We start from the raw sequence: 16,040 nt of genomic DNA on the forward strand, positions 1-16,040 counted from the left end.
ACCCCTATCTTTTGCTCAGACTCGTCTCTGGTTTTTGGCTGAATTTGAGTCGAATAGTTCTTTTTATAATATCCCCCTAGCCTTGCGTTTAGAGGGAAACCTGAACTCAGAAATCTTAATCCAGAGTTTAGAAGAAATTTGCGATCGCCACGAAGCTTTACGCACCAACTTTATTACCGTTGATGGTATCCCTACCCAGGTTATACAAGCACGAACCTGGACAGTTACGGTTGTGGATTTACAGCATTTATCTGGTAGTGAACAAGCAATTGCCTCCCAAGAGTTAGCACAAAATCAAGCGATTCAACCCTTTGACTTAGCCGGTGAACCCTTAATCAGAATCACTTTAGTGGTGTTATCTGAAACGGAACATCTCTTATTAGTCTGTATGCACCACATTGTCAGTGATGGCTGGTCAATGGGAGTATTTCTTCAGGAACTAACCGCCCTCTATAATGCCTATATTCAGGGTTTATCTTCGCCTCTAAATCCCCTATCTATCCAGTATGGAGATTTTACCCTTTGGCAAAGACAATGGCTGCAGGGAGAGGTATTGCAACAGCAACTAGACTACTGGCAAAAACAGTTAGCCGGCGCACCGGCCCTCCTATCTTTACCAACAGATAGACCTCGACCCAATCAACAAAGTTTTGCTGGGGGACATTTACCCTTTAGCCTTTCTTGGGAATTAACCGAAAAACTGACCCAATTAACCCAGGAACAGGGTGTCACCTTATTTATGACCCTGTTAACCGCTTATGCTGTCTTACTTTACCGTTATACAGAACAGGAAGACATCTTAATTGGTACTCCCATTGCTAACCGTAATCGCAGTGAAATTGAAGGTTTAATCGGCTTTTTTGTCAATACTTTGGTCTTGCGAATTGACTTGTCAGGTAAGCCCAATTTTAATCAGTTATTGGGTCGAGTACGGGAGATGGCAATGGATGCCTATGCTCATCAGGATTTGCCCTTTGAAATGTTAGTAGAAGTCCTACAACCTGAACGAGATTTAAGTCACGCGCCTTTATTTCAAGTGGATTTTCTGCTGCAAAATAGTCCCCCGTCTCCCTTAGAACTAACAGGATTAACCGCCACTCCCCTCACCACAGAAAATGACACCGCCAAATTTGATCTAACCCTGGCGATGGAGAATACCGGTGCAGAATTAAAAGGGGTATGGGAATATAATACCGATTTATTTGATCGCAGCACCATTGAGCGATTAACAGGAAATTTCATCACCCTACTAGAAGCATTGGTTGTTAACCCGCAGCAGCCAATTTTCCAACTACCATTATTAACCGAAGTAGAGGCAAAAGAATTATTAAAAGACTGGAATGCTACCGAAAAAGCATATCCTTTCCATCAGTGCGTTCATCATTTATTTGAAGAACAAGCAGCACGAACCCCGGCTGCAGTAGCAGTGGTCTTTGAAGGTCAAGAATTAACCTATCAAGACTTAAATATTCAGGCGAATCAATTAGCCCATTATTTACAATCTTTGGGGGTAAATTCAGAAGTTTTAGTTGGTATTTATCTAGAGCGGTCGCTGTTAGTTATTGTCGGATTATTAGCAGTTCTCAAAGCTGGAGGATCCTATATACCTTTAGATCCAGATTATCCCCAGCAACGGTTGACTTATATGGCAGAAGATGCACAAATTTCTCTACTGCTAACTCAAGAAAGTTTACTCGATTCTTTACCAGCAGAAGATGTGGGGGTAATTGTCTTAGATAAATTAGCCGAGATTTTGACGGTTCAAAGTCCAGAAAATCCCCTCAGTGAAGTGGTTCCAGAAAATTTACTATGCCTATTATATACATCTGGTTCAACCGGTAAACCTAAAGGAGTGATGTTAACTCACGCGGCCTTAGTTAATCATAGTTGGGGCATTAGTGAAGTATTCGGTTTAACAGAATCTGATCGCGTTTTACAGTTTGCTTCCTTTGGCTTTGATGTCGCTGCCGAAGAAATTTTTCCCACTTGGTTAAAAGGTGGCACAGTGGTCTTAAGACCAGGGCAAATGTTCCCAACTTTGACTGATTTCGCCGATTTTATCGAACAAGAAAGCCTCACCGTTTTAAATATTACCCCCGCCTATTGGCATGAATGGGCGCTCGCCGTTTCCCAATCATTAGCTACTGTACCATCCAGTCTGCGGGTCGTCGCCGTGGGAGGGGATGCAGTGTTACCAGAAACCGTCAATATTTGGCGACAAATGGTCGGAAAACGGGTTCAATGTATTAATGTATATGGCCCCACAGAAGCGTCTGTAACCGCCATAGTTCATGATTTGCTAGATTATCAGTCAGAAAAAATCAATTCAGTGCTGATTGGTCGTCCCATTGCTAATACCAAAGCATATATCTTGGATCAAAATCTGCAACCTGTACCCATTGGAGTTAAGGGAGAATTGCATTTATGCGGTGTTCGTTTAGCGCGGGGTTATCTGAATCGTCCCGAATTAACTGCTGAAAAATTTATTGACAATCCCTTTGCTCATTCACCGTTCAATCGTTTGTATAAAACGGGAGATTTAGCGCGTTATTTACCCGATGGTAATATTGAATGTTTTGGCCGGATTGACAATCAGGTTAAAATTCGCGGATTCCGTATTGAGTTAGGAGAAATTGAAGCGGTACTTAACCAAAATATTGATGTACAAACATCTTGTGTGATTATTCGGGAAGATACTCCGGGGGATAAATATTTAGTCGCCTACATAGTAGCTCATTATGAACGGATACCGATGATTAGTGAACTGCGTCAGTTTCTGTCCAGTAAATTGCCTCTGTATATGGTTCCTCAAGCTTTTGTTTTTCTGGAATCTTTACCCCTTACTACTAATCGTAAGGTAGATCGTCGCGCTTTACCCGCACCAGATAAAATAGGGAATCGCCGGGATCAATATGTAGCACCACGCAATGGAATTGAAGAGATGTTGGTGCAAATTTGGACAGAAATACTCAAAATAGAGCAAGTGGGAATTTATGATAATTTCTTTGAAATTGGCGGCCATTCTCTCCTCGCAACTCAATTAGTTTCTCGGATTCGGAGTTTATTTAAAATAGAACTACCTTTGCGGAGTTTATTTGGTGCAGCTACGGTAGCCGAATTAGCGCATCTTATTGGACAATTACAGCAGCAAAATCTCACGCTAACAGTACCCCCGATTTTACCGAGAACTAAGGATACAGAACTACCTCTATCTTTTGCTCAACAGCGTTTATGGTTTTTAGATCAATTGCAACCAAATAGCGCTTTATACAATATACCGATGGTGTTGTATTTCCGAGGCAACCTCAATCAAAAGGCCTTAGAACAAAGTTTACGAGAAATCTGTAATCGCCATGAAGTATTACGGACTAATTTTGTCACGATTGATGGACAACCGACTCAGATTATTCAAACAACAAGGGAGACAATATCGGTCGTTGATTTACAAGATTTACCCATCCATGAACAAGAAGAAAAAACAGAGCAATTAAAGCAAAAACAAGCCACTCAAACCTTTGATTTAGCCAAAGAATCTTTAATCAGAATCACTTTAGTGGTGCTATCGGAGACGGAACATCTCTTATTAGTGTGTATGCACCACATTATTAGTGATGGTTGGTCAATCGAAGTATTTATTCACGAACTGACCAGCTTATATAATGCTTACACTCAAAATCATCCCGCAAATTTAGCTCCCTTACCGATTCAGTATGCAGATTTTGCACTCTGGCAAAAACAATGGTTACAAGGGGATGTCCTACAAAGTCAATTAAATTACTGGCAAAATCAACTAACAGCTGCACCCCCATTATTATCTCTTCCCACAGACCACCCTCGACCTGCGGTGCAAAGCTTTGTCGGTACTCAGCAAGAATTTTCCCTTTCCCCCAAACTTAGCCAAGCTTTGACTGAATTGAGTCGCCAACAAGGGGTGACATTATTTATGACGCTATTGGCTGCTTTTGATGCTTTACTGTATCGTTATACAGGGTCAAGTGATATTTTAGTAGGAACTCCCATCGCTAACCGGAATCGCGGTGAAATTGAGGGTTTAATCGGCTTCTTTGTTAATACTTTAGTGATGCGGACGGATTTATCAGATAATCCGAGTTTTAGTCAGTTATTAACCCGTGTTCGGGAAGTGACAATGGATGCTTACGCGCATCAAGACTTACCCTTTGAAATGTTAGTCGAAGCGTTGCAACCGGAACGGGATTTGAGCCATACTCCCCTATTTCAAGTCGCTTTTGTCCTGCAAAATACACCTAAGTCTGAGATTGCAATGACGGGATTAACGGTGACAGATTTGCCTCCAGAAAATACCACAGCTAAGTTTGATTTAACCTTAGCTATGGTTAACACCGATGATGGCTTAAAAGGTGTCTGGGAATATAATACTGATTTGTTTGAGAGTAGCACTATTGAGCGATTATCAGGGCATTTTCTCAACTTATTAGGGGGAATTGCGGCCAATCCTCAAGCGCGGATTTCCCAATTACCCTTACTGACAGAAAGCGAGACTAATCAGTTATTAATTGAGTGGAACAATACTCAAGTTGACTATCCTGAGTATAAGTGTATTCATCAATTATTTGAGGAACAGGTAAAACGCACACCCGATGCGGTAGCGGTGGTCTGTTCCCAGCAACAATTAACCTACAATGAGTTAAATTGTCGTGCTAATCAACTAGCCCATTATTTGCGGAAATTAGGAGTAAAACCAGATGAATTAGTGGGGATTTGTCTAGAACGTTCCTTAGACATGATTGTGGGATTATTGGGGATATTAAAAGCGGGTGGTGCATATCTACCTCTCGACCCAGATTATCCCAGTGAACGGCTACAATTTGCCATCGCTGATGCTCAACTGTCATTATTGCTAACTCAAGAGGGATTAATCGATAAACTACCCGAACATCAAGCGCCGCTAATCTTGTTAGACAGATTCACAGAAGAACTCAACCAAAATAGCCAGGATAACCTCACAGGAGTAGTAACAGCCAATAATTTAGCTAATCTCATTTATACCTCTGGTTCTACAGGAAAACCCAAAGGGGTAATGGTGGAACATCGGGGACTATTTAACCTAGCTCAAGCGCAAATTAAAACCTTTAACGTACAGTCAAACTCTCGCCTTCTCCAGTTTGCTTCCCTCAATTTTGATGCTTCTATCTGGGAAATTATCCTGTCCATGGGAGCAGGTGCAACCCTTTATTTAGACAGCAAAGATGCTTTAATGCCCGGGTTGCCATTAATGGGAATATTAAAAGATTATGGTATTACCCATATTATTTTACCCCCCTCAGCCTTAGCGGCTTTGCCCCTAGAAGAAATACCAGAGTTACAAACTATTATTGTAGGGGGAGAAGCTTGTTCAGAAGAATTGATCAAACAATGGGCTACGGGTAGAAATTTCTTTAATGCTTATGGACCGACAGAAACCAGCGTTTGTGCCACGGTAGAAAAATGGACAGATGAAACCCTGAAAGTAACTATTGGTCGCCCCATTGCTAACACCCAAATTTATATCTTAGACTCCCATTTACAACCTGTCCCGATTGGTGTTCCGGGAGAATTACATATTGGTGGTATGGGATTAGCGCGGGGTTATCTCAATCGTCCCGAATTAACCCAAGAAAAATTTATTCCTAATCCTTTTGAGAAGGATGAAGTGATCCCCCCAACCCCCCTTAATAAGGGGGGCAATGAGCCGTCAAAATTATATAAAACGGGAGACTTAGCCCGTTATTTACCCGATGGTAAAATCGAATATTTAGGACGCATTGACAATCAAGTAAAACTTCGCGGCTTCCGTATTGAATTAGGAGAAATTGAATCGTTACTCAACCAAAATGAGGCGGTACAGTCTTCTTGTGTGATTGTTCGTGAAGATAATCTAGGGGATAAACGCTTAGTTGCTTACGTTGTACCGCAACCCGAAATCAACCTGACAATTAACGAAATACGGCAATTTTTGCGAGCAAAATTACCCGACTATATGGTCCCAACTGCGTTTATTCTTCTTGATGCTTTCCCCTTAACTCCCAATGGCAAAATAGACCGCCGTGCTTTACCTGTTCCCGATTTACAGAGCCAAGGTGAATATATAGCTCCCCGTAACCCCATTGAAGAAAAAATGGCGCAGATTTGGGGTGACGTACTGAAATTAAAACGAGTCAGTATTGAGGATAATTTCTTTGAATTAGGTGGACATTCTCTGTTGGCAACTCAAGTTATTTCTCGATTACAGGAAACCTTTGAGATTGTTGTTCCCTTGCGTTATCTGTTTGAATCTCCAACCATTGCTCAGTTAAGTGCGGTAATTTTAAAAGAACTGCAAACAGGTTTAGGGTTAAAGCTACCATCAATTGTCCCCGTTAATCGGGAGGATGATATTCCCCTATCCTGGGCCCAGGAACGTCTCTGGTTTGTGAATCAATTAGAAGGAGAAAGTGGGGCTTATACTATTGATTTAACTATGCGTTTGCGCGGAAATCTCAATGTTAAAGCCTTAGAAAAAGCTTTCCAAGCCATTATTCAACGCCATGAACCCCTACGGACTCAATTTAAACTCAAAGATAACAAACCAATACAAGCGATCGATCCTAATGTAACCTTCACCTTACCAGTTGTCAATCTGCAAAACCTCAGTCATTCTGAGCAACAGGTAAAAAACCTGTTATTAGCAGCAGCATCCGAACCTTTTGATCTCGAATCAGGTTCAGTATTACGAGTCAACTTATTGCAAGTCAAGACAGAGGAATATGTACTATTATTAGCTATTCATCATATTGCGGCTGATGGTTGGTCAATAGGTGTTTTAATCGATGAATTATCGGTCTATTATCGAAGTTTCTGCACCGGGACAAAAGCAGATTTACCTACTTTATCGATACAGTATGCTGACTTTGCCCTGTGGCAGCGTCAATGGTTAACTAATGAAGTATTAGACCGTCAATTAAGCTACTGGAAGCAACAATTAACCGGGGTTCCCCTACTACACCAACTTCCCACAGACCGTCCCCGGCCAGCAATCCAAAGTTTTCGCGGAGGGACGGAGCGACTGCAACTAGATAGTCAACTAACGCAACAACTGAAAAAACTCAGTCAAGAGTCCGGTAGCACTCTCTTTATGACATTACTAGCGGGTTTTGCTGTGTTACTATCTCGTTATAGTCAACAAACAGATGTGGTAATTGGTTCACCAATTGCTAACCGTAATCGCACCGAAATTGAAGGGTTAATTGGCTTTTTTGTCAATAGTTTAGTGTTAAGATTTGATTTATCTCAAGACCCGACCTTTGAGGATTTTCTCGCGCAGGTCAGACAAACTACTCAAGACGCTTACGACCATCAAGATTTACCCTTCGAGATGTTAGTCGAAAAATTACAAATTGAGCGTCATTTAGATCGTAATCCTTTAACACAGATAGTTTTTGCCCTTCAGAATGCTCCTAGTTCTCCCTGGGATTTACCCGGAGTAAACATTGAGGAGATACCATCAGGACTTGATTCAGTTAGGGTTGACCTAGAACTTTACCTCTGGGATGCAGCCGAAGGATTGGGCGGTTTTTGCTCTTATAACAGGGATTTATTTGATGCTGAAACCATTGTCCGTATGATGACTCATTTTAAGACTTTGTTAGCGGCAATTGTAGAAAATCCCCGTCAATCATTAGCTTCACTACCCTTATTAAACCCAGAGGAAGAGTATCAACTATTAGAGGGTTGGAATGAGACAAAAGCTGATTACTCCTATAACAAGTGTATTCATCAATTAATTGAGGAACAAGCAGCGCGTACCCCTGATGCAGTAGCAGTAGTCTTTGAAAATCAACAGTTGACCTATGCAGAATTAAATAGTCAGGCCAATCAACTAGCTCACTATTTACGCTCTTTAGGCTTAGAAACCGAGGTAATAGTCGGTTTATGTGTAGAGCGCTCTTTAGACATGATTGTGGCATTAATAGGCATCCTTAAAGCCGGTGCTGCCTATCTCCCCCTTGACCCAGAATATCCTCAAGAACGCCTACAATTTATGTTAGAGGATAGTCAAGTCCCCTTATTACTAACCCAAAGTTCACTGATTGATAAACTCCCAAATCATCGAGGCAAAACTGTATTTTTAGCTGAAATTTGGCAAGAAATTAAACCAATGAACCGGGATAATTTGACGGGGAAGGTAACAGCTTCTAATTTGGCTAATGTGATTTATACTTCTGGTTCTACGGGTAAACCTAAAGGGGTGATGGTTGAACATCAAGGGTTGTCTAACCTTGCTCTGGCGCAAATTCAGACTTTTGCTGTGTCTTCTCAGAGTCGAGTGCTTCAATTTGCTTCTTTTAGTTTTGATGCCTGTATTTCAGAAGTTTTAATGGCTTTGGGAGCGGGAGCGAGACTTTATTTGGCAAGTAAAGAAAATTTAATGCCCGGTTTACCTTTAATCAAGCAATTACGGGAGAATAAGATTACTCATATTACTCTACCGCCATCAGCTTTAGCGGTACTACCGTGGGAAAATCTTTCCTCTCTGCAAACTATTATTGTCGCCGGGGAAGCTTGTTCTCCTGAATTGGTGAAAAAATGGTCACAGGGACGAAATTTCTTTAATGGTTATGGACCCACCGAAGGAAGTGTTTGTGCAACGGTAGCTAAATGTACGCCGGTTGATGAAAAAATAACTATTGGTCGGCCAATTCCTCATGTGCAGGTTTATATTTTAGACTCGCATTTACAACCGGTTCCTATCGGTGTACCCGGGGAATTACACATCGGAGGAGCAGGAGTAGCCAGAGGTTATTTGAATCGCCTAGAATTGACAGCAGAGAAATTTATCTCTAACCCGTTTGTCTCCCTTGATCCCCCCCTAACCCCCCTTGATAAGGGGGGAGAGCGGCCGTCAAAATTATACAAAACGGGAGATTTAGCTCGTTATTTACCTGATGGAAAAATTGAATATCTGGGACGAATTGACAATCAGGTTAAAGTAAGGGGTTTCCGCCTTGAATTAGGGGAAATTGAAGCAGTTTTGAGCCAACATCCCCTAGTACAAGAAGCGGTTGTGATGGCTCGCGCTGATCAGGCAAGTGATCATGATCAAGACCAGCTTAATACTAATTTGGTAGCCTACTTAGTTCCGGCTCTCAAGGGTCAAGTATTGCCCGAACAGCTTGCTCAATGGCAGAGTGAATATGTTAGTGATTGGCAAAAGATTTACGAAGAATCCTACAGTAAACCCCAACCTCAAACCGAGGACCCCACTTTTAATATTAGTGGTTGGAATAGTAGTTATACGCGACAAGCTATTCCCGCAGCAGAAATGCAGGAATGGGTTGATCAGACAGTGAGCCGAATTTTAGGAAATCAACCACCACAACGAGTGTTAGAAATTGGTTGCGGAAGTGGATTATTGCTATTCCGTGTGGCGAAACATTGTCAGGAATATTGGGGAGCCGATTATTCCGCTGCTACTATTAATAACCTAGAACATTTATGTGGCACAATTGAGGGTTTAGAGGGCAAAGTAAGATTATTACACCGAACAGCAGATGATTTTACCGGCATTCCCCAAGCTACTTTCGATCGAGTAGTAATTAACTCTGTTGTTCAGTATTTCCCTAGTGTGGATTATCTATTACAAGTTATCGCAGGAGCAGTCAAGACGATTGCGGATCAGGGTAAGATTTTCCTAGGTGATATCCGTAGTTTGTCCTTACTAGAGCCTTACCATGCCGCGGTACAGTTAGCTCGTGCCGAAGCTAATAAAACCCTTGAACAATGGCAAAAACAGGTGAATCAAAGTGTAGCTACCGAAGAAGAATTGTTAATTGCACCTCAGTTCTTTATCGCGCTTAAACAACGTTTTCCGCGAATTTCTTGGGTAGAGATTGCACCGAAACGGGGTCAGGCGGACAATGAGTTAACTCAATTCCGCTATGATGTTACTTTACATCTGGATACTAATGGGCAAAAAACGACAATTCCTTGGCTAAATTGGCAGCGGGATCGGTTTTCTTTAGGGCAACTGCAAGATAAATTGAAACTGGAACAACCAGAATATTTAGGCATCAGGGATGTACCCAATCAACGAGTACAAAAGGCACTACAAATTTTAGACTGTTTAGAAAATCCTCCTGGGGTAACAACGGTGGGAGAATTGCGGCAATTGTTAGCAAAAAATACCGGAATAGGGATTAATCCTGAGCAAATGTGGCAACTGGGAGAACAGTTAGATTACACTGTTCATCTCAGTTGGTGGGAAGGTAGTCAAGATGGTTCTTTCGATGTGGTTTTCTGTCGCCAGAATGCCATCTTAGAACCGATAATAAGTAAAGTTGATGAACAACCATACCCCAATTTTTGGGATGATGAGACGATTATTCCCAAATCCTGGACTGATTATACGAATAATCCTCTATATGGTAAATTAGTCCAGAAGCTGATACCACAGGTGCGGGAATTTGTCCAACAAAAGCTACCTAGTTATATGGTTCCCCAGGCTTTTGTTTTGCTTAATACCCTACCTTTGACTCCTAATGGTAAAGTAGATCGGCTGGCTTTGCCTACACCCGATACAGCTACACGCAATTTAGCTACGGGATTTCTCGCACCTCGTACCCCGATTGAAACTCAAATGTCTCAAATTTGGAGTGAAGTTTTGGGAGTCGAACGTATTGGAATTAAGGATAATTTCTTTGAATTGGGAGGACATTCTTTGTTAGCAACTCAGGTTATTTCCCGTTCCCGCGATCTTTTCTCGGTGGAATTGTCTTTACAAAATCTGCTGGAATACCCAACTATCGCTAATTTAGCCCAAATTATTGAAGTTCTTACCGTTGCACCGGGAGAAACAGCTATGACTGAAACCTTAGAAGATTATGAGGATGGTGAATTATAAAAACAGTTAAAGTTTTAGCTGATATCAATAGTTTAGCAAGACAGTTAAAACGGCAAAGGACAAATATTGATCCTAGTCAATGGCAATCTGATGTACTTTTACATCCTCAGGGCAAACTTCGTGATTTAGAGCTAATTTAACAACAACTTTGGAGGCAATTGGTAAGTGAAAGTAGGAGATTTTTTAGCGTATTTGAAGGGTTTAGACATTAAACTATGGCTGGAAGGCGAAAAACTTCGTTTTCAGGCTCCCAAAGGGGTTATGACCCCAGAAATTAAAGAAGAAATCGCCGCCAAAAAACCTGAAATTTTGGACTTTTTAAGAGCGGCAAAAATCCCAACTAATACTGTTGATTTAGAGATTATTCCCGTGTCACGGGATCAGGATTTACCCCTCTCTTTTGCTCAACAACGACTCTGGTTTTTACACCAACTTTCCCCCGATAGTCATTCCTATAATCTGTTGGACGCTTTGCGGTTAGAAGGAAACCTCAATCTATTAGCTTTAGAACAAAGTCTCAGTGAACTGATTCGCCGTCACGAAATTTTAAGAACCACTTTTCCCATGGTAGAAGGGCAACCAATTCAGCGCATTGCTCCCCCTTCCCCCGTAAGTTTACCCCTGGAAGATTTACAAGGTTTATCAAAGAATGAACAAACAGAACATCTGCAAGAAATAGCGATTGCTCTCTCCTTAAAACCCTTTAATCTAGCCAAGGAATCATTAGTCCAATTTAAGTTACTTAAACTCAGTTCCCAAGAGTATGTATTGCTGTTGAAGATGCACCATATTATTTACGATGGTTGGTCTTTGAGCATCTTCTTTGATGAATTATCTCAACTTTATGCGGCCTTTGTCCGGGGGTTGCCTTCCCCTCTCCCTGAATTATCGATTCAATACGCCGATTTTGCTGTATGGCAACGTCAATGGCTCACTGGTGAAGTTTTGGAGCGTCAACTTAATTACTGGCAAAAACAGTTACAAGATGCACCTACTATTTTAGAATTGCCGACGGATTATCCCCGTCCTCCAATTCCTAGTTTCCGGGGTGATGGGCAGGTTTTTCGCCTGAATCAAGACTTAACGCAACGCCTCAAACGGTTAAGTCAGGAGTCAGGAGCAACACTATTTATGACTTTACTGGCGGCTTTTTTTGTCCTAATTTCTCGTTATAGTGGTCAATCAGATGTTTTGGTAGGTTCTCCGATAGCTAATCGTAATAGTTCGGCAATTGAGAAATTAATGGGCTTTTTTGCGAATACTTTGGCTTTAAGGGGTGATATGTCGGGAAATCCGAGTTTTCTGGAGTTATTAGAACGAGTAAAGCAAACAACTTTATCAGCTTATGCCCATCAAGATTTGCCTTTTGAAATGTTAGTAGAAAAATTACAATTAAACCGAAATTTAAGTCATAATCCTTTGATACAGGTGATGTTTTCTCTGCAAAATACTCCCCAATCTGAGGCCAGTTTATCTGGCTTAAAGATGGAGAGTTTGCCTTTATCTGTTGAGCTTAAAGCGCGATTTGATTTAGAGGTAAATTTTTGGGAAGTTTCTGATCGTTTAGAAGCGGTTTGGTGTTATAGTACGGATTTGTTTGCTGCCCCCACTATTAACCAAATGGGGCAACATTTTCAGAATCTCTTAACTGCGATTGCAGCTAATCCCAATATGGGAATTTTTCAGTTATCGATGTTAAGTGATGAAGAACGTTATCAATTGTTATCATTGTGGAACGAAACTCACACAGATTATCCCTCTGATCAATGTATTCATCAATTATTTGAAGAACAGGTAAAACGCACACCCGACGCGGTAGCAGTGGTATGTTCAGAGCAACAATTAACCTACAATGAATTAAATTGTCGTGCTAATCAATTAGCCCATTATCTGCGAAAATTAGGAGTAAAACCAGAGGAATTAGTGGGGATTTGTCTAGAGCGTTCCTTAGACATGATTGTGGGATTATTGGCTATTCTTAAAGTCGGTGGAGCTTATGTTCCTATTGACCCAGATTATCCCCAAGAACGCATTAGCTTTATGCTCCAAGATACCCAGGTTAAAATACTGTTAACCTGCGAATCTTTACAGAATTTCTTGCCAAATCATCAGGCTATTGTTGTCTGTTTAGACAAAGATTGGCAACAAATTAATCAGGCAAGTCAGCAGAATCTTAACAGCGCGGTTTCTGCGGATAATTTAGCCTACGTCATTTATACTTCTGGTTCTACAGGAATACCCAAGGGTGTTATCGTCACTCATCAAGCAGTTAATCGACTGGTATTAAATACTAATTACATCCAGTTTACTCCTGATGACCGCGTTGTTCAAGCGTCTAATATTGCTTTTGATGCCGCTACTTTTGAAATTTGGGGGGCTTTACTTAACGGTGCTAAGATTATTATTATCGCTAAATCAGTTTTGCTCTCACCCCAAGAATTGGCACTAAGCTTAAAGGAAAATCGGATTAGTGTCTTATTTTTAACCACAGCACTTTTTAATCAGTTAGCCAATTTAGTTCCCCAAGCTTTTAGTAACTTACGCTGCTTACTATTTGGGGGTGAAGCAGTTGAACCAAAATGGGTACAAGAGGTACTAGAAAAAGGTGCGCCACAACGGTTGCTTCATGTCTATGGGCCAACGGAAAATACAACGTTTTCTTCCTGGTATTTAGTGGAAAACATAGCTTCTACAGCCACAACTATTCCCATTGGTAAAGCGATTGCCAATACCCAAATCTATTTGCTGGATAAAAATCTCCAACCTGTCCCGATTGGTGTAGTAGGAGAATTACATATTGCTGGTGCAGGATTAGCCAAAGGTTATCTTAACCGTCCCGAATTAACCCAAGAAAAATTTATTCCTAATCCTTTTGAGAAGGATGAAGTGATCCCCCCAACCCCCCTTAATAAGGGGGGCAATGAGCCGTCAAAATTATATAAAACGGGAGACTTGGCCCGTTATTTACCCGATGGTAATATTGAATATGTAGGACGGATTGACAATCAAGTAAAAATTCGCGGCTTCCGTATTGAATTGGGAGAAATTGAGGCTGTACTTAGTCAAAATCAGGCGGTACAGTCTTCCTGTGTGATTGTTCGTGAAGACAATCCAGGGGAAAAACAGTTAGTTGCCTATATTGTACCTAAGCTAGGAGTAAAGCTAACAAGTGGCGATTTGCGTCAATTTCTTAGCCATAAATTGCCCGGTTATATGGTTCCTGGTGCTTTTGTGCTGCTGGAGTCTTTCCCTTTAACAGCTAACGGAAAAATTGATCGTCGTGCGTTAAAAGCTCCTAGTAATACCAGTGATTCAGACAGATTTATTGAAGCGCGTAATCAGTTAGAATTAAACCTCGTGCAAATCTGGTCAAAAGTGCTAAAGATTGACAAAATTAGCGTGCATGATAACTTTTTTGACCTCGGTGGTCATTCCCTTTTAGCTCCTTATTTAATCACCCAAATTAAAGAACAGTTAGGCAAGGAAATTGCCGTAACTACAATATTTCAAAACCCAACTATTGAACAGTTAGCGACCATTATCCAAACCGATGCAGATTCCTCTAACCAGTCTTGTTTGGTTCCCATTCAACCCCAGGGTTCAAAGCCTCCTTTCTTCTGTGTTCCAGGCGCCGGGGGACGACCATTTTATTTTTACCATTTAGGACGTTGTTTAGGAAAAGATCAACCTTTCTACAGTTTTGAAAATGATCTCTATCAACAGTTTGGAGAAATCACTCGCATTGAGGATATAGCAAGTATTTATCTTCAAGCCATGCAGGATTTACAACCCCAAGGCCCCTACTTTTTGGGAGGACATTCCTACGGTGGTAATGTGGCTTTTGAAATGGCTCAACAGTTGGTTAATCAGGGTCAACAAGTGGCATTACTAGCAATCATTGATTCTTCAGCACCCACTTATAAAGACAAACAAATTTTGCTTGATTATATTAATTGGGATCATGCGCGATGGTTAGCTGAAGTCAGCAAAGGTATCGAAGTTTATTTAGATAAAACCATCGATATTTCCTATGAAACTCTTCAACTCTTAACAGTGGAGGAACAATTAAAATACGCCTTAAACTTTTTTAAACTGGCTAATATGCTTCCTCCCAATGCGGAAACTAGGCAGCTTGAAAAAATTGTCCAAGCCTATAAAACTAGCTGTTTATGTCTGATTGATTATCTCCCTAAACAGATTTATCCTGGTAAAATTACGATTATACGGGCCAGGGAGGAATTAGCTGATGATCCAAATAAAGATTTAATAGCTGGAGATTGCGAGGATTCCTCTTTAGGCTGGAGTGAATTTTCTACAGAGCCAGTTGAGATTCATTTCGTACTAGGAAATCATGTCTCGATTATGGTGGAACCCCATGTCCAGATTTTAGCCGAAGAGTTAAAAGTTTGCCTTGAGATTTGATACCAAACCCGTTTTTAAGACTATGGTTCACTCCCAATTCAACTTGAAAAACACAGTTATCAATTGTTTCTCACCAATCTCCTCTATCTTTTCAACAGGATTTAATCTAAGAACTGACGATTTTCTACAAGTTGTGTGAACGGTAAGACTAATGTAAAATGCTGCAAGGCATCTGATTGCTAGACAGCCGATTTGTATTCTTTTGCCTTACCATGGATTTTATATGAATGAAATCCCGACCAACCAATCCAACTTAGTGATTTTAGGAGTCTCATCAATGACGGAAACTACTGAAACGGCCATTCCCAATGATTTTCTCGGAATTAATCCCACAGAAATCAACAAAAAACTTGTCTCCTGGGGAATTTCTCTGGATGAAGTTGTTCAAAAACTTGCTTCTCTGGGACTCCCCGGCATTATTTTCATTATTGCTGTTGCCGCATCCGGTGGTACTGCCTATCCGATGATTTACGCACTTTTTGGGTTAGGCGGTCCGCTGGGACTAATTGGTGGACTTGGGGTCTTAGGCATCTCTACCATTATTGGTGACATTGTTACGGGTTATGGCATTGAGGCACTGCTTAAAACGGTCTATCTCAAACGTCGTGAAACAGAAACTCAAGAATATCTCATCAATGAGGTGGAAGGTTTGCCAATTTCTCAAGTTCTAAAACTTAACCTGAAAAAGGCTATTGAAGTAGAAATTGCTGCCGAAGAACCC

3 protein-coding genes are annotated in these 16,040 nt (G+C 41.1%); all 3 read left to right on the plus strand.

What is annotated here, in order from left to right:
• Positions 1-10,897, plus strand: a 10,897-nt coding sequence (locus PX482_RS07830) for a non-ribosomal peptide synthetase (protein ID WP_288122282.1), incomplete at its 5' end; no start/stop codon positions are given.
• 165 nt (positions 10,898-11,062) lie between these two features.
• Complete coding sequence (locus PX482_RS07835; RefSeq protein ID WP_288097420.1) at positions 11,063-15,319, plus strand: non-ribosomal peptide synthetase; 4,257 nt, start codon at positions 11,063-11,065, stop codon at positions 15,317-15,319.
• Positions 15,320-15,596: 277 nt separating this feature from the next.
• Positions 15,597-16,040: hypothetical protein (locus PX482_RS07840; protein ID WP_288122284.1), on the plus strand; the 444-nt coding region annotated here is incomplete at its 3' end.

The sequence above is a fragment of the Microcystis sp. M53602_WE12 genome, from assembly GCF_030065455.1.
GTDB classification, from domain to species: domain Bacteria; phylum Cyanobacteriota; class Cyanobacteriia; order Cyanobacteriales; family Microcystaceae; genus Microcystis; species Microcystis aeruginosa.